This window comes from Pseudomonas sp. ANT_H12B, from assembly GCF_008369325.1.
Classification (GTDB): domain Bacteria; phylum Pseudomonadota; class Gammaproteobacteria; order Pseudomonadales; family Pseudomonadaceae; genus Aquipseudomonas.
This window is the reverse complement of sequence record NZ_VOBI01000001.1, coordinates 465,326-486,754: the sequence shown is the minus strand read 5'-3', so window position 1 is coordinate 486,754 and position 21,429 is coordinate 465,326. Positions and strand designations below refer to the sequence as shown.

Below are 21,429 nucleotides of genomic sequence, written 5' to 3'. Positions count from 1 at the left end.
GCACAGATTGTTTTGGCGTGTCTGAAATAGCTGTTGCAGACGCTCTCCAGAAACAACCAAAACCTGCAGACGCGAGCATCGTGGGCAATAAGCTGCACTAAGCTTAGCCTACTGTTGCCAAGTGCAAGTTTCGGTTGCCGGCATCGAATCGCGAGGAAACAACGATGGGAAAGAAGAGAGAGCACAACACGTATCGACAGCTCAAAAAACAGTACCCGGATTACCTGGATGCCGTGCAGGCCTTGGGTAAGTCTGTGCGTCATTCCGGGCCACTTGAGGAGAAAGTTGTCCAGCTGATCCAACTGGGTGCCGCGGCGGCCATTCGCTCTGAGGGCGCGGTGCACAGTCATACCAGACGGGCACTGGAAGCGGGCGCTACGGCAGAGGAGATTCGTCACACACTGATCTCGCTGACGAGCACGATTGGTTTTCCGACCGTCGTTGCGGCCATAAGCTGGGCGGATGATGTGATTGAGAAATGAGTCGGGGGAGAGCGGCTTATCAGTGATGAACGCTAACTGCAAACAACGCTGACGGCCTTCGCGGCGCGTTGCAGTTCCTGTTTGACGTCCACAGGTATCCGCTGTTTCACGAGTCGCTGTTCGAGGAATTTCTGATCGCCTCGAGTGTCGACTTCAGCGTCAATAACGGCGTCCTGCGCTTCTATGGCCGCCGCGTGAGCTTCTATTACAGCGTCAACCTCTGCTTCATTTTTAGCGGCATCGAGCGCTCTGATCAGCGCCGCCACTTTGGCTTCCTCATCCTTGGCGTACGCGTCTAAAGACAGTCCGGCAGCCAACGCCCGCGCGCGTATTTCCACACCTTTGAGGGACTGCTGGGCTTGTCCACACAGAGCGTCGTGTCTCTGGCTGTCGGCGGCTTCCCATTGGACCAGGAGATACGTCATCGCGCCGACAATCGCTATGGCGATGCCGCCAATCAGGCTCCGCTGCATGGCTGCACCCTCAAGTATTCTGGGAGTGAGGTTTGGGTGTGCATCGCTTCAACTCTGTTCGAGGATATGAAAGCGTAGCATCGGAATCCGGTGGGCCCCCGTTCAATGTCACCGCTGTTTCAGCAAAAGAAGGTCAGTTAACGCCTTCTGTCGGCGTTCATGAACCTATATAGAACACGATTGATCCATTCAAAAAATGACGCTCGGATTCCAATGCCATGAACTCCTTCAAAAACCTGCTGACGCCGGCCCAGGAAAGAAGACTGTGTGGTTTGGACGTCTGGCATCGGGCACTCGAAAACATCGCTCTGCGCAAGGAGTGTCCCGATGCCTACCATGAAGAACTGCTACGCCAATCGGATGAGATGGATCGCCAGGGCATTGTCAGTTGGGAAGAGTGGCGAGACCTGCGAATTGAAGCGGATCAGGCGTATCTGCGCGCAGTCGCCGGAGCGGACTATCACTGAGGGCACCGCGTCGAAGGTTCAAAAGGGGGGGCATTGATGGACAGACACCTGAGGTTCGGAATAGAAGAGGAATACTTCATCACGGACCCGGCTACCCGGCGTATGCCGGACAAGCCTCCCGGCGCTGCGATTGAGGCGTGCGAGGCTGCTTTGGGGCATTGTTTCGCTTATGAGATGTTCCAGGGACAAATAGAAGTTGCGTCCCCCATCTTCACCAGCATGGCGCAAGCAGCGCAGTACCTTGTTTATGCTCGCAGAACGTTGCGCGGCATTTTCGAACCTTACGGTCTGGGCCTGCTCTGCGCCGGCAGCCACCCTTTGGCTGACTGGCGCACGCAACAGGCCACACACCAGGATCACTTTCTTCAACTGTTTGAAGACTACCAGCGCGTAGCAAGGCGTAGCCTGCTATCGGGTTTGCACGTGCATGTTGAAGTTCCGAAGCACCTGGACCGTATTCAGGTGATGAACGAAGTCTTGCCGTGGACTCCGTTGTTATTGGCCTTGAGTTGCTCCTCTCCATTTTGGGACGGTGCCGACACTGGTTTCATGAGCTATCGCCAGACCGCCTGTGATGAGTGGCCGAGGATGGGGGTTCCGGAGTTCTTCGAAGATCAAAAGGCCTATGACGCCTACGTCGCACTGCTGATACGTACCGGCACAATCAAGCAGGCCAGCGATTGCTGGTGGGGTTTACGGCCCGCCGCCAAGTACCCGACCCTGGAACTGCGGATGACGGATGCCTGCCCTCGGTTGGAGGATGTGTTGTGTATTGCCTCTTTTTTTCGGTTACTGGTCGGCCATGCCATCGATCAACCTCACCCCGGGTCGACCTATTCCCAAAAATCCCAATGGATCCTCAAAGAGAATCGTTGGCGTGCGAAACGAGGTGGCATCCACGCATCGTTCATTGTCGAAGGTTACGACCAACCCTTCTCTGTTGAGCAGTGGCTGTTCATGGCGGAACAGATCTTCGGTGACGCAGCTCGAGCGATGGGAATGGCGGATGTTTTTTCTCACCTTCGCCGGATTCTTCAAGACGGTACCAGCGCAGAGCGACAGCGAAACGTCTATGCGCGAGTCATACGCGGCTCAGAGGATGTTCATGCCGCGCTGTCGGCCGTGGTGGATCAGTTGCTGATGGAAACGGCGCATGAACCCTGCGTCAACGATGAGCTTCCAAGAGCAGTGTGTGAGTCATGAGCACAAGTCTGACGACGGGAAAAAAGCGGCCAACTCCACTCAAGTCTATGGCCGCTTTCCACCCCCCGCCAGATCCAGCATTTTGCTAGTTACCATCCGCCACCTTACGTTCTATCTCAGCTATTTTCCGCCTGAGCGCCTCAGCTTCCTCCTCCTTGGCTTGATCTACGCTTTTGGCGCCAGACGTGTCGGTGGGCGGTGTGTTTGATGTGGTTTCTGATTCGACGTCGTCATCTGTGTCATCGTTGTTCATATCGCTTACCTCCATTGACCTACACATTGGATAGAGCGGTATGGCTTTGAGTTCTGGATTTTTTTACCCGGCAGGGGAGGGTCAGGACAATGTCCTTATTTCGTTGATGGTGAGCCGGTTGTCGTATGACTTGAATGGGTCTTCAAAAATATCCAACCTTGCTGCCAACACCCGGAAAATCAACCGACTGACAGACCTACAGCCAGCTACGTCTGTGCGAACGGGAATTTCAACCAGCGGTCTTTGCCGAGACGAACGGCCATTTTTCAGATTGACAGCCCAGTATTGAACTCGATATAAAAGGCACAGTTGTACGACGACAGACGATGCGTCGACTGTCCAAGCCTAAAAATAAAAAAGAGTGTCGGCCCATCATGAATCCAGCCTGCTTTCTCACCTCCCTGAATGCCGATTCTGACGGCTCGATCCTGGCTGCATGCCGGCGCGCATCAGGCCTATTGCATGCAACGGTCCCGCCAAACGCCTCTTAGTGCCAGCGAAAATCCAACTCGGGCCGCTGACAATTGAGCTTCGCGAGATTTGACCGGGTGGCGCGGACTCATCGCGTTTTGGCAATGCCCTACGATCCACTTGATCTCGCTTGAAACCGAGCGATCATCACCATAATCCAATAATAAAGTGATGCTATGAATCTGAACGAGCCCATTAATCCGCAACGTATCGGCCAGGCCGTCGGCAAATACCGCTGGACTATCTGTGCGCTGTTGTTTTTTGCTACCACCGTCAATTACCTGGATCGCCAGGTACTTAGTCTGTTGGCGCCGGATCTGTCGACGCAATTTGGCTGGAGCAATACTGATTACGCCAACATCGCTTCCGTTTTTCAGTTTGTGTACGCGATTTCCATGCTGTTCGCCGGCCGCGTGGTCGACAGGATCGGCACCAAGACCGCCTTTGTGTTGGCCATCGGCATCTGGTCGACCGGCGCGATCATGCACGCCTTTGCGGTGCCAATGGGTGAGGGGATCGGCGCCATAAGCAGCGCGCTCGGTATTGCCGTCATCCCGGTCTCGATCGCAGGTTTCATGCTGTCGCGCGCCGTACTGGCGATAGGTGAAGCGGGTAACTTTCCGATCGCGATCAAGGCCACCGCCGAATATTTTCCGAAGAAGGAACGTTCCTTTGCCACCGGCATTTTCAACTCCGGTGCCAACGTGGGCGCGATTTTGGCGCCGATATGCGTGCCGCTGATTGCCGGTATATGGGGCTGGGAAGCGGCTTTCATCGTGGTCGGTATGTTGGGCTTCGTTTGGCTGGGCGTATGGATTGCGCTGTATGAAAAGCCGGAGCAGCAAAAACGCCTGTCCGCGCAGGAACTGGCCTACATCCGCAGCGATCAGGGCGCGCAGGCGCTCACCGCCACAGACTCGGGTGAGGCTGCCAAAAAAGTATCGTGGTTCAAGTTGCTGACCTACCGCCAGACCTGGGCCTTTGCCTTTGGAAAATTCATGACCGACGGCGTGTGGTGGTTCTTCCTGTTCTGGCTTCCGACCTATCTGTCAGCGCAATACGGCATGAAGGGCCAGGCCATCGTGGTGCCGCTGGCCGTGTTGTACAGCATGACCATGGTCGGCAGCATCGGCGGCGGCTGGTTCCCCAGCTACTTCATGTCGCGCGGCGACGCGCCCTATGACGGCCGTATGAAAGCCATGCTGGTGATTGCTTTCTTCCCGCTGGTGGTTTTGCTGGCACAGCCATTCGGTTACATCAGTTTCTGGGTGCCGGTGCTGCTGATCGGCGTGGGCGCATCGGCGCACCAGGCGTGGTCGTGCAACATCTTCACCACTGTGTCCGACATGTTCCCGCAAAAATCTATCGCTTCGGTGGTCGGCATTGGCGGTTTGGCTGGCGGTATGGGCGGCGTAGTGATGACCAAGATCGGCGGTTGGGTGATCGACCATTACAAAACGATCGGCGACATTCATACCGGCTACATGATCATGTTTGCCATCTGTGCGCTGGCCTATCTGGTGGCGTGGAGCGTGATGAAGTTACTGGTGCCACGCCATAAGGAAATCACCGATCTGTAATCGCTGGTACGACTGAGTTAGCCGAAAAGCGGGGCGGGCTGCGATGTAGTTTTGTCGTAGTGCGCCCGCAAGAAGCGAGATCACTCATTCACTATCACGAACAACGGGGGGCCGGACAACCTTGCCGGCACGATCCCCCTGCGCGGTGCTCATCCCCAACAATGGCAATCCCGAAAGGGTCAATGCCACTCCCGCCAGTGCACTGATAGTCAACGGATCGCCGAACTGCAGCCATGCCCAGATCATGGTCACCGGCGGTGTCAAAAACAGTGCGCCACTAATGCGCTGAATGCTGAAACGCTGCAGGCACAGCCAATAAAATCCATATCCCCCCAGCGTTGCAAATACCACTAGCCACACCACGCCCCCTGCAAAACCGGCGTTGGCCGGCGGGCGCATTTCTCCTTCAAGACACGCCAGCACTGTAAATACCGGAACCACCGCACATACCTGAATGAACAATGCGCTCAAGGCGGACATCGATGCACCGGGCGCCGCTTTTTGGTACAGCGTGGCCGCCGCCAGGGAGAGGACTGCCAGCAGCGGCAAGCTATAAACCCAAAGGTCAGCGGCGTTCCATTCCACGCTGGCACCGCTGGCCACCAGCATGCCGGTCAGGCACAGCGCCAGCCCCATCCACTGCCAGCCGCGTGTATGCTGCCCAGGCACGCTACCTGCCAACACCACAATCGTCAGTGGCAACAGATTGGCGATCAGTGAGGCAGTGCCCGGCGCTACCCCCAGTTGAATGGATCCGGCGATGGGCCCGATGTAGCCGCCAATCGCGAACAACCCCAGCAGACTTTGATGCACCACGTCGCGGCCGCGCAGGTTGCGCAAACCCGGCCAAGCGAAAGGAAGCAACACCGCCGCCGCCAGAATGAAACGCCACAACGACGCCAGGTAAACGCTTCCCTGATCGGCTACATAGCGGTAACCAATGAAACCAGAACTCCAGCTGACGACCATGGCCAACAGCAGCAAACTGCTCCCCAACAGCGATAGGCGGGTTTGAATGACGTTCATCGAGTGTCACCTGACAGTGGGCTGACTTCGATGGTATGAATGAAGCCGTGATGCAATCAAACGATACGAATAGCACTACTGATGCAGGATTTATCAATCATGGCCGAGACACTTGATATCGAGCTGCTGCGTACCTTTCATGCCATCGTGCGCTTTGGGCAATTCCTTGCGGCCGCAAGCTTTTTGAACAAAAGCCCGTCGGCGGTCAGTCTGCATGTTCGTCGCCTGGAAGCATTGGCGGGTGGACGCTTGCTGGAGCGTGATAACCAGACCGTCAACCTGACCCCGCTGGGTCGTCGTTTTGCATTGCAGAGCGCCGAACTTTTGCTGCTCCACGACCGGTTGCTAGCCAGCTTCACCGCGCCGGTAGCCAGTGGTCGAGTCAGGCTGGGCATTTCCGAGGAGTACGCCGGTGCGGTGCTGGGCTGTACGCTGCCGCACCTGGCGGCGGATTTTCCGCACATTGAACTGGAGGTAGAAACCGGTGCCAGTGGGCGTTTGAACACCCGCCTCCAGCGTGGGCATCTAGACATGGCTCTGCTGGTGGAGCCGGCTGACGTTGCTGCGCCGGATAAGCGCTGCGTCAAGACTTTTGGCATCACCCAACCCGTCTGGGTGGCCGCCCATGACTACCGGCTGAACCTCGCCAAACCGATCCCCCTGGCTTTGCATGGCAAGGGCTGTCCGTACCGCAGCGTGGCGGTCGATGCGCTTACACAACTGGGCCGACGCTGGCGACCGGTCATCATGAGCGCCGGTATGACCGCCCTGGAAACCGCCATTGAGGCCGGATTGGCCATCGGCATTGTCGACCGCGCTCAAGTGCGCCAAGGCATGCGCGTGCTGACCACGGCTGACGGGTTTCCTGAACTGCCCGTGCATGAATTGCGATTGGTGCTGGCCCCGGGGGAGGTGAGTGAGGCGGGCGAGGTGTTAGTGGGGTTGATTGGACATGGCTTTCAGCGCTAGCGGCGCTTTTAACAAGCGGTTGCGTGTAACGGCATCCTCATCGCAGGACAGCAATCGATCCGCGGCGGATCTCACCCCGCACCGATACGCTGCCCCAAACACTGCTACGTGTTATCCGCGTTATGACGTGCGGCCAATGAGGATTGATGCGACGCCCATCGCCACTCCCAGCATTTCCATACTTGCGGACTTGCAGTCCCCTTCCGAAATTTGACCCGCCAGGTTCAGACGATATAGCCGCAGGTGCCGTCCCAGGTTCGTATTCTCGCGGCAGTGATAGGGGCGTTTTTTTAACTTTTTCGACCGTATGGTCGATTTCGCCGTGTCTCATTCGACTACCCATCAGGGAATGAATCTGATGAGTCGCAATGACCACAGACCTCTCCCTGTACGAGCACCTTCACAAGGACAAACGAGGAGAACAGCATGCGTAAGCTAACCGTTGCCGTCTTCATCAGTCTGGACGGCGTCATGCAAGCGCCCGGCGGGCCGCAAGAAGATACCAGCGGCGAATTCCGCTTCGGTGGCTGGATAGTGCCCTACGCCGACGAAGCCTCCGGCCAGGCTATTCAAGACCTGTTCGCGCAGCCGTTCGAGTTGCTGCTGGGGCGCCGCACCTACGACATATTCGCGGCATATTGGCCGCACCACCAACAGGCTGATCCAAACCATCGCACCATCGCTCACTTATTCAACAGCGTGCCCAAGCACGTGGCCACCCATCGGCCCGATACGCTGGATTGGCAGAACAGTCATGGGTTGGAGGAAAACCTTGTTGATGCGATACGCGCGCTCAAGCATCGGGACGGCGCCGACCTATTGACCCAGGGCAGCGGCGACCTGGTGCGCCAACTGCTGGCAGCCGGGTTGGTGGACGAGCTTCGGCTGATGATTTTCCCCGTCGTTCTGGGACACGGCAAGCGCCTGTTCGGCGACAACGCACTAGCATCGGCCTTCACGTTGGTGCACTCGACCAGCACGTCAGTGGGTGTGCTGATCACACGCTACGTCCGCAACGGTGAGGTGCGTACGGGATCGTTCGAAGACGTTGAGTAGGGCAATGACAGCGGCTATTTCACCGTGCCTTCATGCGGGAGGTCCCAATGCCGGAATGGCGAATCGACGGACGAAGACCCGAGAAAAAGTGCCACGTCGCCCCGTTACGCCGAAAGGGCACCTCGACATAACGCCAGGATAGCCACGCGAGGATGATCGAGGCGTTGAATCCACAGCCGAAAGCTGTCTGCGCTCTATCGAGCGGCGTAAACCTGTTGTCAGCCAGCAACCCCATGCGCGAGGTGGCGCTAGCAGCGGGCGTTGTCGGAATTATTGGCATCGAGGACAGTCAACCGACAAATACTGCATTGGACAGATGTCATGCCTATTCCCGTCAACAGCTTGTTTGTGTCAGCCGCTGAAACCAGAACGAATGGGTTGGCGGTGAGTGGATGGCATGGACGCGGTTGATTCGGCGCTGATGGCGGCGCGTGTCCAGTTCGCGATCACCATCAGTTTTCATATTGTGCTGGCGGCACTGACCATCGGGCTGGCCAACTTTTTGATGGTGCTCGAAGCGCTTTGGCTGTGGCGAAGACGAAAGGTCTACCTGGACGTCTACCGTTACTGGCTAAAAGTATTTGCCCTCAACGTGGCGGTGGGCACCGCCTCAGGCTTGATACTGGAATATCAGTTCGGGCTCAATTGGTCGCGGCTTTCAATTCAGGCTGGAGATATCCTCGGCCCATTGATGTTCTACGAGGTGCTGGCCGCATTTTTCCTGGAAGCAGGCTTCCTTGGCATCATGCTCTTCGGGCTAAAGAAGGTAGGCCCTCGTCTGCATTTTTTCGCCACCTGCGCGGTCGCCGTCGGTTCGCTGATCAGCGCATTCTGGATCCTGTCGGCCAATTCCTGGATGCAAACGCCAGCCGGTTATGCCGTAGGCGCTGATGGCCGTTTCGTTGCCGAGGATTGGTGGGCGATCATCTTCAATCCATCGTTCCCCTATCGGCTGGGGCACATGACATTGGCGGCGTTGCTCGGCACCGCCACACTGGTGGCCGGAGCCAGCGCCTGGCAATTGTTACGTGCGCCAAAGAATCCGCGCGCACGCCTTCAATATTCCATGGCGCTGTGGACAATCGTCGTGCTCACACCTGTCCAGATCGTGGTGGGAGACCTGCATGGTCAACACAGTCTCAAAGTCCAGCCGCAGAAAGTCGCCGCCATCGAAGGCTCCTGGACTCGCCCGCCCAAAGGTGCAGGTGAGCCTTTACGCTTGTTCGCCCTGCCAGACATGGCCGAGCGGCGCAATCATTGGGAAGTGGCGATTCCGCGCATAGGTTCGCTGTACCTGACGCATGACCTGAGTGGCACCATCGCCGCGCTGGATGAATTCCCGCCTCAGGACATCCCGCCGGTGCCAGCGGTGTTCTTCGCGTTTCGCATCATGGTCGGACTGGGCGTATTGATGTTGGTGCAGGGCCTGAGCAGTTTGGTGTTGCGATGGCGACAACGGTTGTTCGCAGCGCGATGGATGCTGCGCGGGTGTGTGCTGATGGCGCCGGCCGGATTGGTGGCGATGCTCAGTGGCTGGGTGGTGACCGAGGTGGGCCGCCAACCCTTCACTGTCTACGGTTTGCTGCGTACGGCTGACAGTCTGTCTTCGGTGTCCCGACAGCAGGTCGTAGGGTCGACATGGACAATCCTGTTGTTCTACCTGCTGATATTCGGCATTGGCCTCTGGGTGCTGCTGCGACTCCTGCGTGAACCACCGCACAAGGACGAGGCGGGGCCGCAGCCAACCCTGGCTGACGAGACGGGTGAACCCTGAGGGCATGATCCATGGCGGACAATGACTGGATAACACTCCTTTGCGCTGCGGCCCTGGCGTTTTCGGTGTTGAGCTATGTGCTGTTGGACGGAACTGATCTTGGCGTCGGCGTACTGCTGGGCCTGACCCGTTGCGGTAAACATCGCCGTGCCATGGCAGTGACCATCTTGCCGATCTGGGATGCTAATGAAACCTGGCTGGTGCTAGGTGGCGGGGGGCTTCTAGCGTTATTTCCGCTGGCCTACGCCATCCTGCTGCCGGCGCTCTATCTGCCGTTCATCCTGATGTTTTTGGCTCTGATTCTTCGCGTGGTAGCGCTGGAATTTCGTGACTACGCTCCCAGTGATGAAATCAAGCGCGTTGTCGACGGTTTGCTGTCGGTCGGTTCACTGCTGGCCGGTGGATGTCAGGGGCTGGTCTTGGGTTCGCTGGTTCAAGGCATACCCAATGATGGCCGGCAGTACAGTGGCAACGGCTGGGAATGGCTGGGTATGTTTCCACTGTTCTGTGGCGCCGTGCTCGTGTTGGGTTACACGTGGCTGGGCGCCTGTTGGCTTTATTGGCGTACTGAAGGAGAACTTCAGCAACGATCAGGTCGTCAGGCGAGGGCGTTTGCAATCGTAACCTTGGTGCTATTGGCCGTGTTGGTGGTCTGGACAACGACACTGGACACTCGGTATGCGGACCGGTTGTTTGATCGTCTGGTCTGGCTGCCGGCCGCAACAGTGCTCATTGCACTGCTGATCGGCTTCATCCTGGGCTTTCGAAGCCGCCGGGAGTATCTGCCGCTGTTCGCGGCATTGGGTATCTTCGTTTTGGCGTTCGCCTTGATGATCACAGCGCTATACCCGTTGATTGTCCCACCGCATCTGACCTTGCAAGCTGCCGCCTCCAGTCCGACCAGCCAGATGTTCATGTTGGTCGGTTTTGTCGTGTTGATACCGGTGACGCTCATCTACAACACTTACGGTTTTAAAGTCTTTAGCGGGAAGGTGCGTGCTGCTCGTGATTGACTGCGTTCAAGCCGACGAACCTTCACCAAGGGTCGCCAGTGTTTCGCCGAAGACGCGGCAGAAGGTCGAGGAAACCGCAGCGTCCTTGGGTTACCGCACAGAGAATGTGCTCAGCGATGGCAAAGCGATTCACAATCCTTCCCCCAACAGCTTCAGGTACTCGGGGCTCTCGGATATTGAGTTGTGCCCCACACCCGGTATGACCTTCAGCGAAGCCACGCCTTTGGCGAAATGGGTGTAGAGGCGCTCCGTGCTTGAGCCCGGTATCACCTCGTCGTTCTGCGCCGCGATCAAGAGTGTCGGCACGGTGATGTGGGCGGCGTATTTCCAGGATTCAAATTTGTCCTTTAGCAACCACTTCACCGGGAATATGGGGTACTGCCGTGCGGCGAGTTCTCCAAGGCTGTTGTAGGGCGTGATCAGGATCAGGCGCGCAGCCGGGCGCAGGCTGGCGAGACGCACGGCGACGCCCGAGCCCAGGCTGCGACCGACCACGGCAATGTGCGGGTGGGAGGCGTAGACCAGGTCAAACAACGTCATGGCATCGCGCGCAATCGCCTCCTCGGAAGGCGCGCCTGAGCTTCCACCGAAGCCTCTGTAGTGAAGCAAGTAGAGAGCGTGGTCCGGGAACGCCTGCGAGAACTCGGACAGGCTGCGAGAGACATCTTCGGCATTTCCACCGAAATAGATCAATGCATTCGGTCCCTCGCGCGGTCTGACGGACACCAGCACGTGCTCATCGTCTACTGACAGGGTGAGCGGCGTTGTGGTTGTCTCAATGGCACGTGGTTGCGGAAAGTAGATGAGGGCGCGTTGAAACACGAACAGCGCAGCGCAGAGCGCCAGATACACGACGACTACGATGATGACGAGAGACACCAGGGTGCGTGACATTCGGCTAGCTTTAGTGGGCAGCATTGGCTGATCTGGCCTGGAGACGGCTATCGCTTGATAGCGGTCAAAGTGTAGTGGATCGATAGCGGGACGCACCGGGAGGGCAGCCATGCCCATCGTTGTTAAATGGCTCGACGTTCGACCCTCTGAAAGAGCGGCCCTGATGCTGGGCTTCGCCTTCCACTTCTGTGTGCTCGCCAGTTACTACCTGGTGCGGCCGCTGCTCGACGCCTTGGGCCTGGAGGGTGGTGCCGACAAGTTGCAATGGCTGTTCACGGCCACCTTCGTGGTGATGCTGCTGATGGTTCCGCTGTTTGGTGCGCTGGTCTCGCGCCTGCCTGCCACGCGTTTCGTGCCGTTGATCTATCGCTTGATCGCCTTGTCGATGCTGGTGTTCGGTGTGCTGATCGCCAATCACGTTGCGCCGGTGACGGTGGGGCGCGTGTTTTTCGTCTGGATCAGCATCTATAACCTGTTCATCGTCTCCATCTTCTGGAGCGTACTGGTGGACCGATTTTCCAGTGAGCAAGGGCGGCGGCTGTTCGGCTTCGTCGCGGCGGGTGGCACCCTTGGCACGTTTATCGGGCCATTGCTGGCCGCGACCATGGCCACGAGTTTTGGTCCGGTTGCGTTGACTGTCGCGGCGGCGGTGCTGCTGGAAGTCGCGGTGCGCTGCTATCGGGGGCTGTTGTCCCGTACCGAGTCGCAGTCCGGCAGCCGGTTGCTGGATGATCGACGCATGGGCGGCAGCCTGTTGGCGGGCGTCACGCTGATCCTGCGTTCGCGTTATCTGCTGGGGCTGGTGTTGTTCATGCTGTTGCACACCAGCGCGGCAACCTTGTTGTATTTCGAACAAGGACGGATTGTCGCCGGTAGCTATGCTGATGTTGCCAGCAGGACGCAATTTTTCGCCGTCGTCGATTTGATCGTGTCGGCGCTGACCTTGATCTTTCAACTGGTGCTGACGGCGCCGTTGATCCGATTGATTGGCGTCGGCGGGGCGCTGGCAGCGTTGCCATTGGCGACGATCGTGGCGTTCACCGCCATGGCCCTGGCGCCAGTGCCTGCAACCGTCGCGTTGGCACAAGGGCTGCGCCGCGCAGTCGAGTTCGCCGTCGTGCGGCCGGCGCGAGAGGTGCTGTGGACCGTGGTCAGCCGCGAAGAAAAATACAAGGCCAAGAATGTGATCGAAACCCTGGTGTATCGCGGCGGAGATGCCGCCAGTGGCTGGCTGTCCGCAGGCTTGACGGCGCTGGGCGCGGGTTTCGGTCTTGTGGCGCTGGTGATCGTGCCGTTTGCCGGGCTGTGGGGCTGGTTATCGCTATGGCTCGCCAGGCAGCAGGAACAAAAGGCCGACAGCAACAATGGGGAAGGGCGAGATCATGAGCCACACTGATGGATACACGCGTCGAAAAATACTCACGCTGGCCGCCGGTGTCTCGGCGGTCTTCACCCTAGAACCGGTCTTGGCAGAATCATCGCCGTCGATGGGAACAGGAGGCAAGAACATGCTGACCCGAGCCATTCCTTCCAGCTCCGAGCCGCTGCCCGTCGTCGGGCTGGGCACCTATCGCGGCTTTGATGTGCGGCCTTCCGATCCCGCCTACAAGCTTCTGCCGGACGTGCTCAGCGCGTTGTTTGCCAAGGGAGGGAAGTTGATCGACAGCTCGCCCATGTACGGTCGCGCCGAACAGACCACCGGTGAACTGTTGTCGATTCATGAGCCGCGCTCACCGGCCTTTCTGGCGACCAAGGTGTGGACCCGCGGCCGCGAAGAAGGCATCGCGCAGATGGAACAGTCCTTCAAACTGTTGCAGACCGACCGTATCGACCTGATGCAGATTCACAACCTGCTGGACTGGGAAACCCATTTGCCCACCTTGCGTAAATGGAAGGAAGAAGGGCGCATTCGCTATATCGGCATCACGCATTACACCTCGTCGGCGTACGACGAAGTGGAAGCGCTGCTGAAAGCCGAGCCAATGGATTTCCTTCAAATCAACTATGCCCTGGACGACCGCGGCGTCGAGAAGCGGATCTTGCCACTGTGTCGGGAGCGAGGTGTAGCGGTGATCTGTAATCGACCGTTTGGTGGCGGCTCCTTGCTCGGCCGATTGAAAGACAAACCTTTGCCAGGATGGGCCTCACAAGTGGGAGTCAAAAGCTGGCCGCAACTGGCGTTGAAATTTTTACTGGCTCATCCGGCGGTGACCTGCGTCATCCCCGGCACCGGCAACCCGCGCTACATGGCGGAAAATGCCGGGGCCGGTTTCGGTCCGATGCTGACGGGCGCGCAACGCGAGCAGTTGATTGATTTGGTGGGGTAGCGTTACCGAGGCGCTCGATTACCCCCAGTTTGTCCGGTGAGCAGGGGCGCCCAAGGGTGAACTCGTTGCACCACCATCGACGACGATCTCCGCACCCACGACGTTGGTAGAGTCGCTGGAGGCGAGGAACAAAGCGACGGAGGCCACTTCTTCAGCTTCACCCATGCGGCCGAGAGGAATAGCGGTTACAAGCTTTTTCTCCAGCGCGTCCATTCCAACGGAGGCGGCGTGAGGGTTCCACACCGGCGTGCGTGCAGCCCCGGGCGTGATCTGATTGACCCGAATGCCACGTGGGGCAAATTCTGCGGCCATGACGCGAGTCATCGAGCGAACAGCCCCTTTGGTGGCCGCGTAAGCGCTGTAGCCAGGCCATCCCATGACCGCGTGCACCGACCCGTTCAAAATGATCGATGCGCCAGGATTGAGGTGCGGCTCAACGGCCTGCACGGCAAGGGACGCGTTGGCGTCAATGCCGAAACCTTAGATAGAGGCTCGTTAAGTGAAACGTAAAAGCTTGCAGGGTAATGCCTGCCCGGTCGCGCGATCCCTTGATCTCATCGGCGATTGGTGGTCATTGCTGATCATTCGTGATGCGCTCGCAGGCACGCGGCGTTTCAGTGATTTCCAGAAAAGCCTGGATGTCGCGAAAAACATTCTGAGTGCACGGCTGAAAAACATGGTCGAGCAGGGTGTGATGCGCATGGAGCCGGCGGCTGACGGGAGTATCTACAAAGAATATGTGTTGACCGAAAAGGGCAGGGCCTTGCAGCCAGTCCTCATTGCCCTTTCGCAGTGGGGTAACGAGTTTATGTACGAGCCCGGCGAAACCGGATCAGTAATGGTCGATGCAAGGGACCGCAAGCCGATCAGAAAACTGGAGTTGGTTTCAGTCGATGGACGGCATCTCAAGCCTGAAGATATCGCCACCAAGTTGGGTGTTCCCCACTGAGCTCCTGTTGATCACGCGATGTGCCGAATTCGTCATCGACCTGATCTAAATCGATCAAGCCTTGCGGCCTGGAATGGGCCAGTCTGGACGGTCTGTCCAAGGAGTTGATTTATGATCCGACTGTCCCTGATCGAAGCGCGTACGCTCGCCGAATCGATCCTGCTGCACAACGGTTTCAACGCTGCCCACGCTCAGGCGGTGGCCGCCACAGTGATTGCCGGCGAACGCGATGGCTGTGCCTCCCATGGGTTGTACCGGATTCTGGGCTGCGTGAATTCGCTTCGAGCCGGCAAAGTGTCCGCCGATGCCGAGCCGCGAGTAATCGACCAGGCGCCGTCGATTGTGCGTGTCGATGCGGCGGGTGGTTTCTCTCAGCTGGCTTTTCAGGCGGGCCTGGCGTTGCTTGAGGAGAAAACCCGCGCAAACGGTATAGCAGCTTTGGCGATCAATCACTGTGTGCATTTTTCCGCGCTGTGGGTCGAGATCGAACAGCTGACCGCTGCTGGTCTCGTGGCGCTGGCGTGTAATCCCAGCCATGCCTGGGTTGCGCCTGCGGGAGGCAGTCAGCCGGTGTTCGGGACCAATCCCATCGCGTTCGGCTGGCCGCGCTCAGGAAAAGATCCGTTTGTGTTCGACTTCGCCACCAGTGCGATTGCCCGCGGCGATATCGAGTTGCACCGGCGTGCTGGCAAAGCGATTCCCGAGGGCTGGGGCGTCGACGCTGCAGGGCAGCCAAGTACCGATGCGAACGTGGTACTCGATGCCGGCGCGATGTTGACGTTCGGCGGGCACAAGGGCTCGGCGCTGGCCGCCATGGTGGAGCTGATCGCCGGGCCGTTGATCGGTGACCTGACCAGCGCCGAATCGCTGGCCTACGATGCTGGCAGCAAGTCGTCGCCGTACCATGGCGAGTTGATCATCGCACTCGATCCACGGCGCTTCCTCGGCGAAGCCACTGAGCAGCACCTGGCACGTGCCGAAGTTCTGTTCGAGAGCATTCAAGGGCAGGGCGCACGCTTGCCGTCGCAACGACGCTATGAGGCGCGAGGACGCAGTCTGGTGGAGGGTGTGCAGATTCCCGAGGCCTTGTACAACGACCTGAAGGCACTGCTGGCCTGATTGAATCCTGTGTGCGAGCTTGCTCGCGAAGAGGCCATCAGATTTCAACATCAACGTTGACTGACATGCCGCTTTCGCGAGCAGGCTCGCTCCCACAGGGGGCAAACCTATTGAGAGATTGTTTAAACCGGCTCGCGGTGGCTGTTGCCATCAACCAGGCGGGCAATGCCCAGCGGGTTGGCGTTTTTCAACGCGTCGGGCAAGAGCGCATCCGGGCAATTCTGGTAGCACACCGGGCGCAGGAAGCGGTCGACCGCCAAACTACCGACCGACGTGCCACGGGCATCGGAGGTGGCTGGATACGGCCCCCCATGCACCATCGCATCGCAAACTTCGACACCCGTCGGGTAGCCATTGAACAGCACTCGGCCCACCTTCTGTTCGAGCAGCGGGAGCAGCTCGCCATGGGTTTGCAGGTCACCCGCTTCGGCAATCAGCGTGGCCGTGAGTTGGCCGTGCAAACTCTGCAGCGCCCGTTGCAGCTCGGCGTTGTCAGCCACTTCCACCAGCACCGTGGTCGGGCCGAAGACTTCTTCCTGCAGCATCGGGTCGCCCTTGAGCAACAGGCTGACGTCGGCCTTGAACAGTTGAGGTTGAGCCTGTTTGCCCTCTTGTTCGCGGCCGGCCAGGTGAGTGATTTGCGGATGCGCGCGCAACGCCTGTACGCCTCTGGAATAGCTGTCGAGCGTGCCGGCATTGAGCATGGTTTGCCCCGGCTGTTCAGCCATCAGCGCGCTGAAATGTTCAACGAATGCGCTGAACTCGGGGGAGCGAATACCGATGACCAATCCGGGGTTGGTGCAGAACTGGCCACAGCCAAGCACTACCGAGGCCGCGAGTTCGCTGGCGATTTTCTCGCCCCGCGCCCGGAGTGCTTCGGGCAACACAATCACAGGATTGATGCTGCTCATTTCCGCGAACACCGGAATTGGCTGCGGTCGTGCGGCAGCCATGTCGCAGAGGGCGCGACCGCCCTTGAGCGAGCCGGTGAAGCCAACCGCCTGAATCGCCGGATGCTTGACCAGCGCTTCGCCGACCCCGGCGCCATAGATCATGTTGAACACACCCTTGGGCATGCCGGTTTGCTCGGCAGCGCGAATGATCGCATCGGCCACCCGCTCGGCCGTCGCCATATGTCCGCTGTGGGCCTTGAACACCACCGGGCAACCGGCGGCGAGGGCGGCAGCGGTATCGCCACCGGCGGTGGAAAACGCCAGAGGGAAATTGCTCGCGCCGAACACTGCGACCGGGCCGACGCCGATTCGGTATTGGCGCAGATCGACCCGTGGCAGCGGCTGACGTTCGGGCAATGCCCGATCGATGCGCGCACCATGGAAATCGCCACGGCGCAGGACCTGAGCGAACAGGCGCATCTGCCCACTGGTGCGGCCGCGCTCACCTTGAATGCGCCCGGTCGGCAGCGCCGTCTCTCGGGTTACCAGGGCGACGAAGTCATCGTCGAGTGCATCCAGTTGCGCGGCGATGGCCTCTAGAAAGTCCGCGCGGCGGCTCGCCGGTAAGTTACGGAAGGCCGGGTAGGCAGCTGCGGCGGCTTGGGCGGCGGCGTGCACTTCTTCCGCGGTAGCTTGCATGAACGAGTAGGGCAGCGATTCACCGGTACTGGCGTCATGGCTTTGCACGGTGATGTTGCCGAGGGCGCTGCGCGCACCGCCGATGTAGTTGTGGCCGATGATCTTGGGCATGGAAAACTCCTGTCGGTAAAGCGGGCTCAAGCCAGCGAATCACCCCGGCGCGGGGTGGCCGGAGCAGCGTTGTCCAGCGCGGCAATGCGCGCAGCGGATTCGGCATCCACCTGATGCAGCGACTTGCCGCGGGTCTCTCGGGTCAGGCCGACGGCAACGATGGAGATCAGCGAAGCACCGACCAGGTACCAGGCGATCGGTGTCGAGCTGTGGTACTTGTTGAGCAGGGTGATGGCGATCAACGGCGCGATGGAGCCGGCGAAGATCGGTGCCACCTGGTAACACAGGGACAGCGCGGTGTAGCGCACATGGGTCGGGAACATTTCGGCCATCAGCGCGGAATAGGGCGCGTAGGTCATCGACTCGATGGCCAGGCCCAGGGTGATTGCACCGATGATCAGCCAGTTGTTGCCGGTGTCCATCATCGGGAAGCCGATGAAGCCCCAGAATGCGGTCAGTACCGCCCCGATCAGGTACACCGGTTTGCGTCCGACCAGATCGGACAGATAGCCCATCAGCGGGATCATGAAGAAATGCAGCAAGTGCGCGCCGAACATCAGAAACAGAATCTCTGAGGTGTCCTTGTGCACCACCAGTTTCAGGTAGGTAATTGAGAACGTCACGACGGTGTAGTAGAGGATGTTCTCGGCAAACCGCGCGCCGATACCGACCAGCACGGCACGCCAGTGGTGACGCAACACTTCGACCACGCCCAGCTGTTGTTGCTTGTTTTGCGCCTGACGGGCCTGGGCTTCCTTGAAGATCGGCGCGTCATCGACGCTGGTGCGAATCCAGTAGCCGATCAGCACCACCACCGCCGAGAACCAGAACGCGACGCGCCAGCCCCAGGCAAGAAATTGTTCCTCCGACAGGTTCGACGACAACAGCAGCAGCGCGACGGTCGCCACCAGGTTACCGGCCGGGACACCCGCTTGCGGCCAACTGGCCCAGAAGCCCCGGCGATTGTCCGGACAGTGTTCGGACACCAATAGAATCGCACCACCCCATTCTCCGCCGAAGGCGAAGCCCTGGATCAGCCGCAGCAGCACCAACAGCACTGGCGCCGCGTAACCGATCTGGTCGAAACCGGGCAAGCAGCCCATCAGGAAGGTGGTGATGCCGACCACCACCAGGCTCAGTTGCAGCAGGCGCTTGCGGCCGAATTTGTCGCCGTAGTGACCGAACACCAGGCCACCCAACGGGCGGGCGAGAAAGCCCACGGCGTACAGGGCGAAAGCGGCGATGATGCCGTCGATGGGACTGTCGGTCTGGCGAAAGAACAGTTGGCCGAAGACCAGGGCCGAGGCCGTGCCGTAGAGGAAGAATTCATACCATTCTGCGACGGTGCCGGCCATGGCGGCGGCCACGACGCGCTTGAGTCCCGAGGGTGTGGTTGCGCTGGAAGTGCTTTGAGGATTGGACATGCTGGCGTTTCCTGTAGAGGCGCAAAGACAGGCAGCCGGACCGGGCCCACAAGGGCCCGCCCGGCATTCACTCAGAGACCGACGTCCGGCAATTCCGGACGATTGGCCATGGCTTTGGCCATGATCTGCTCGACGAATACCCGATCGGCTTCCGGCAGGGCCAGGCGTGGTGGACGGGTCAGGGCGCTGCCGCGACCGGCGATGGCTTCGCACAGCTTGATGCACTGCACCAGGTCGGCACGGGCGTCGAGGTGCAGGATCGGCATCAGCCATTCGTAGATCGGCATGGCTTCGGCGAAGCGACCGGCCTTGGCCAGGCGGAAGATGGTTTCGCCTTCTTTCGGGAACACGTTGGACATGCCCGAAACCCAGCCTTCGGCACCCACCGCGATGCTTTCCAGCACCACGTCATCGAGGCCGGCGAACAGCACAAAACGGTCACCGACTTCGTTGCGCACGTCGATGAAACGACGGGTGTCGCCGGAGGAATCCTTGAAGCACACCACGTTGTCGCAGTCGGCCAGGGAAATCAGGATGTCCGGGGTGACGTCGTTTTTGTAGATCGGCGGGTTGTTGTAAACCATCAACGGCACATCGGCGTTCTTGGCCACGTAGCGGTAGTGCTCGGCGGTCTCGAACGGCTTGGAACCGTAGACCAGCGCCGGCATCAGCATGACGCCGTCGACGCCAACCCGGCGTACCGCGTTGGCCACCTTGGCCGCTTGGATGCTGGTGAATTCAGCCACACCGCAAATCACCGGCACACGGCCGCGGGAGGCGTCGACCGCGACTTCGGTCACGGCGATTTTTTCTTCGGCAGTCAGCGAGGTGTTTTCCCCCACCGAGCCGCAGACCACCAGGCCGGATACGCCGTCACGGATCACGTTGGAAATTACCTGGTGGGTTTTTTCCAGGTTGATGGAGAAGTCATCGTTGAATTGAGTGGTCACCGCGGGGAAGACGCCACTCCAGTTGATTCGCTTGCTCATTGTTACCTCCGGTTCATTAATTGTATTTCGTATACGATATTTCAAGTGAAAAGACTCGGCCAGTGCTTTTTTCAGGTTTGAAGGGTTTTTTTAGCCGTTTGTCAGTGAGACAAATGATTCAGGCACCGGGCCAGGTGTCCGACAGTCGATAGCCTTGTGGCCAGGGATCGCTCGGATCGAGGAGCAATTGGTGGGTGCCGGTGATCCACGCCCGGCCGGAAATGCACGGATAGATCGCCGGGCGGCCGGCCACTTCCGTCAGCGAATCGATGCGGCAATGAAACTCGGAGCCGATGATCGAACGGCCGACAAAGCGCTCGCCCACCTGCATCAACCCCTTGGCCTGCAACACCGCCATGCGCGCCGAGCAACCGGTGCCGGTCGGCGAGCGGTCGATCTTGCCGGGTTGAATCACCACGGCGTTGGCACCAGTGGCGATACCATTTTCATAGACGATTGGCGCGGCGATCTGGCAGAAGGAAATATGCGACCACTCAGGGTTCAGCGGATGGACGAAACCCAATTGTTCGTTGGCCGCGCGGGTGATTTTCAGCCCGACCTCGACCAGTTCAGCGGCCTCATCGGGACGGATGGAAAAACCCAGGCGCTCAGCATCGGCGATCACAAAGCTGTCGCCGCCGTACGCGGTGTCGACCTGCAGGGAGCCGAGGCCTTCGACTTCGATCCAGGCGTCGAGGCGGTCGGCGAAGGAAGGCACGTTCTTGATTTCCACCCGTTCGACCTTGCCGTCACGGCAATCGGCCACGGCCTCGATCAACCCGCCGGGCGCTTCGAGCACCAACCGGGTTTGCGGTTCGGTCATTGGCAGGATGCCGCTGTCGAGCAGCACCGTCGCCACGCACAGTGAGTTGGAGCCGGACATTGGCGGTGTGTCCGCCGGCTCCATGATGATCCAGGCCATCTGTGCCCGAGGGTCCTTGGCCGGCACCAGCAGGTTGACGTGGCGGAATACGCCGCCGCGAGGTTCGTTGAGGACGAAGTTTCGCAGGGTTTCATCCTTGGCGATCCAGCGGGACTGTTCCCACACGGTGGCTCCGGGTGGCGGCGCAACGCCGCCGACGATCACGTCGCCGACTTCGCCTTCGGCGTGGCAGCTGACTACATGGATGACTTTTGATGAGCGCATTGTTTGCTCCTTGTTTTGTCTGTTAGGGCCTCATCGCGAGCAGGCTCACTCCCACACTGATTTTGTGCACACCACCAAACCCTGTGGGAGCGAGCCTGCTCGCGATGGGG

21 protein-coding genes are annotated in these 21,429 nt (G+C 59.3%); 12 read left to right on the top strand and 9 right to left on the bottom strand.

The genetic code is table 11. The features are described 5' to 3' along the window. Nucleotides 1-164: 164 nt before the first annotated feature. Nucleotides 165-482 (top strand): carboxymuconolactone decarboxylase family protein, encoded by a 318-nt coding sequence (locus tag FQ185_RS02360; protein WP_149416053.1) that lies wholly within the window; start codon nt 165-167, stop codon nt 480-482. 32 nt (nt 483-514) lie between these two features. Here the strand turns inward: FQ185_RS02360 and FQ185_RS02355 are convergent, their stop codons facing one another. Further along, on the bottom strand, nt 515-955 hold the full coding sequence (locus FQ185_RS02355; protein WP_149416052.1) for a hypothetical protein: 441 nt from the start codon (nt 953-955) through the stop codon (nt 515-517). Nucleotides 956-1,173: 218 nt separating this feature from the next. Here FQ185_RS02355 and FQ185_RS02350 point away from each other — a divergent pair, with 218 nt between their 5' ends. Continuing rightward, nucleotides 1,174-1,422 carry a hypothetical protein gene (locus FQ185_RS02350; RefSeq protein WP_149416051.1) on the top strand — a complete coding sequence of 83 codons (249 nt, stop codon included), beginning with the start codon at nt 1,174-1,176 and terminating at the stop codon, nt 1,420-1,422. A 36-nt stretch (nt 1,423-1,458) separates the two neighbouring features. Continuing rightward, complete coding sequence (locus FQ185_RS02345; RefSeq protein ID WP_149416050.1) at nt 1,459-2,625, top strand: carboxylate-amine ligase; 1,167 nt, start codon at nt 1,459-1,461, stop codon at nt 2,623-2,625. Nucleotides 2,626-2,710: 85 nt separating this feature from the next. Here FQ185_RS02345 and FQ185_RS30135 read toward each other — a convergent pair whose 3' ends face one another. Further along, nucleotides 2,711-2,878, bottom strand: coding sequence for a hypothetical protein (locus tag FQ185_RS30135; protein ID WP_178113482.1), 168 nt, complete (start codon nt 2,876-2,878; stop codon nt 2,711-2,713). 647 nt (nt 2,879-3,525) lie between these two features. Between FQ185_RS30135 and FQ185_RS02340 the strand changes: the two genes are divergently transcribed. Continuing rightward, nucleotides 3,526-4,929: an MFS transporter gene (locus tag FQ185_RS02340; protein ID WP_149416049.1), complete on the top strand. Its 1,404-nt coding sequence runs from the start codon at nt 3,526-3,528 to the stop codon at nt 4,927-4,929. Between the two features lie 84 nt (nt 4,930-5,013). Here FQ185_RS02340 and FQ185_RS02335 read toward each other — a convergent pair whose 3' ends face one another. Then, the gene (locus FQ185_RS02335) at nt 5,014-5,955 is read right to left on the bottom strand and encodes a DMT family transporter (RefSeq protein ID WP_149416048.1); all 942 of its coding nucleotides are present in this window, start codon (nt 5,953-5,955) and stop codon (nt 5,014-5,016) included. Nucleotides 5,956-6,054: 99 nt separating this feature from the next. On the opposite strand from FQ185_RS02335, the gene FQ185_RS02330 reads away from it, so the two are divergent. From FQ185_RS02330 to cydB, 4 genes are all read left to right on the top strand, one after another. Continuing rightward, a complete protein-coding gene (locus FQ185_RS02330; RefSeq protein ID WP_149416047.1) occupies nt 6,055-6,924 on the top strand; it encodes a LysR family transcriptional regulator in 870 nt (289 codons plus the stop codon). Between the two features lie 426 nt (nt 6,925-7,350). Further along, a complete protein-coding gene (locus FQ185_RS02325; RefSeq protein ID WP_149416046.1) occupies nt 7,351-7,980 on the top strand; it encodes a dihydrofolate reductase family protein in 630 nt (209 codons plus the stop codon). 397 nt (nt 7,981-8,377) lie between these two features. Beyond that, on the top strand, nt 8,378-9,754 hold the full coding sequence (locus tag FQ185_RS02320; RefSeq protein WP_149416045.1) for a cytochrome ubiquinol oxidase subunit I: 1,377 nt from the start codon (nt 8,378-8,380) through the stop codon (nt 9,752-9,754). 11 nt (nt 9,755-9,765) lie between these two features. Then, nucleotides 9,766-10,767: a cytochrome d ubiquinol oxidase subunit II gene (cydB, locus tag FQ185_RS02315; protein WP_149416044.1), complete on the top strand. Its 1,002-nt coding sequence runs from the start codon at nt 9,766-9,768 to the stop codon at nt 10,765-10,767. Between the two features lie 129 nt (nt 10,768-10,896). Here the strand turns inward: cydB and FQ185_RS02310 are convergent, their stop codons facing one another. Next, nucleotides 10,897-11,685 (bottom strand): alpha/beta hydrolase, encoded by a 789-nt coding sequence (locus tag FQ185_RS02310; RefSeq protein ID WP_149416043.1) that lies wholly within the window; start codon nt 11,683-11,685, stop codon nt 10,897-10,899. Between the two features lie 85 nt (nt 11,686-11,770). On the opposite strand from FQ185_RS02310, the gene FQ185_RS02305 reads away from it, so the two are divergent. Together FQ185_RS02305 and FQ185_RS02300 are read left to right on the top strand one after the other, a co-directional pair. Next, nucleotides 11,771-13,057, top strand: coding sequence for an NTP/NDP exchange transporter (locus tag FQ185_RS02305; RefSeq protein WP_149416042.1), 1,287 nt, complete (start codon nt 11,771-11,773; stop codon nt 13,055-13,057). Then, a complete protein-coding gene (locus FQ185_RS02300) occupies nt 13,044-13,988 on the top strand; it encodes an aldo/keto reductase (RefSeq protein WP_149416041.1) in 945 nt (314 codons plus the stop codon). Before FQ185_RS02305 ends, FQ185_RS02300 begins: the two co-directional genes overlap by 14 nt. 18 nt (nt 13,989-14,006) lie before the next feature. Here FQ185_RS02300 and FQ185_RS02295 read toward each other — a convergent pair whose 3' ends face one another. Next, nucleotides 14,007-14,435, bottom strand: a complete 429-nt coding sequence (locus tag FQ185_RS02295) for an SDR family oxidoreductase (protein ID WP_256730349.1) — start codon at nt 14,433-14,435, stop codon at nt 14,007-14,009. Nucleotides 14,436-14,487: 52 nt separating this feature from the next. Between FQ185_RS02295 and FQ185_RS02290 the strand changes: the two genes are divergently transcribed. Together FQ185_RS02290 and FQ185_RS02285 are read left to right on the top strand one after the other, a co-directional pair. Beyond that, a complete protein-coding gene (locus FQ185_RS02290; protein ID WP_149416040.1) occupies nt 14,488-14,937 on the top strand; it encodes a helix-turn-helix domain-containing protein in 450 nt (149 codons plus the stop codon). A gap of 111 nt (nt 14,938-15,048) precedes the next feature. Further along, nucleotides 15,049-16,056, top strand: coding sequence for an Ldh family oxidoreductase (locus FQ185_RS02285; protein WP_149416039.1), 1,008 nt, complete (start codon nt 15,049-15,051; stop codon nt 16,054-16,056). 122 nt (nt 16,057-16,178) lie between these two features. On the opposite strand, the gene FQ185_RS02280 is transcribed toward FQ185_RS02285, so the two are convergent. The 4 genes from FQ185_RS02280 to FQ185_RS02265 form a co-directional block, all read right to left on the bottom strand. After that, nucleotides 16,179-17,759, bottom strand: a complete 1,581-nt coding sequence (locus FQ185_RS02280; protein WP_149416038.1) for an aldehyde dehydrogenase (NADP(+)) — start codon at nt 17,757-17,759, stop codon at nt 16,179-16,181. A gap of 26 nt (nt 17,760-17,785) precedes the next feature. Next, the gene (abaF, locus tag FQ185_RS02275; RefSeq protein WP_149416037.1) at nt 17,786-19,183 is read right to left on the bottom strand and encodes a fosfomycin efflux MFS transporter AbaF; all 1,398 of its coding nucleotides are present in this window, start codon (nt 19,181-19,183) and stop codon (nt 17,786-17,788) included. 71 nt (nt 19,184-19,254) lie between these two features. After that, entirely contained in the window at nt 19,255-20,172 is a 918-nt protein-coding gene (locus FQ185_RS02270) for a dihydrodipicolinate synthase family protein (protein WP_149416036.1), read from the bottom strand. 118 nt (nt 20,173-20,290) lie between these two features. Beyond that, the gene (locus tag FQ185_RS02265; RefSeq protein ID WP_149416035.1) at nt 20,291-21,319 is read right to left on the bottom strand and encodes a proline racemase family protein; all 1,029 of its coding nucleotides are present in this window, start codon (nt 21,317-21,319) and stop codon (nt 20,291-20,293) included. Nucleotides 21,320-21,429 lie beyond the last annotated feature (110 nt).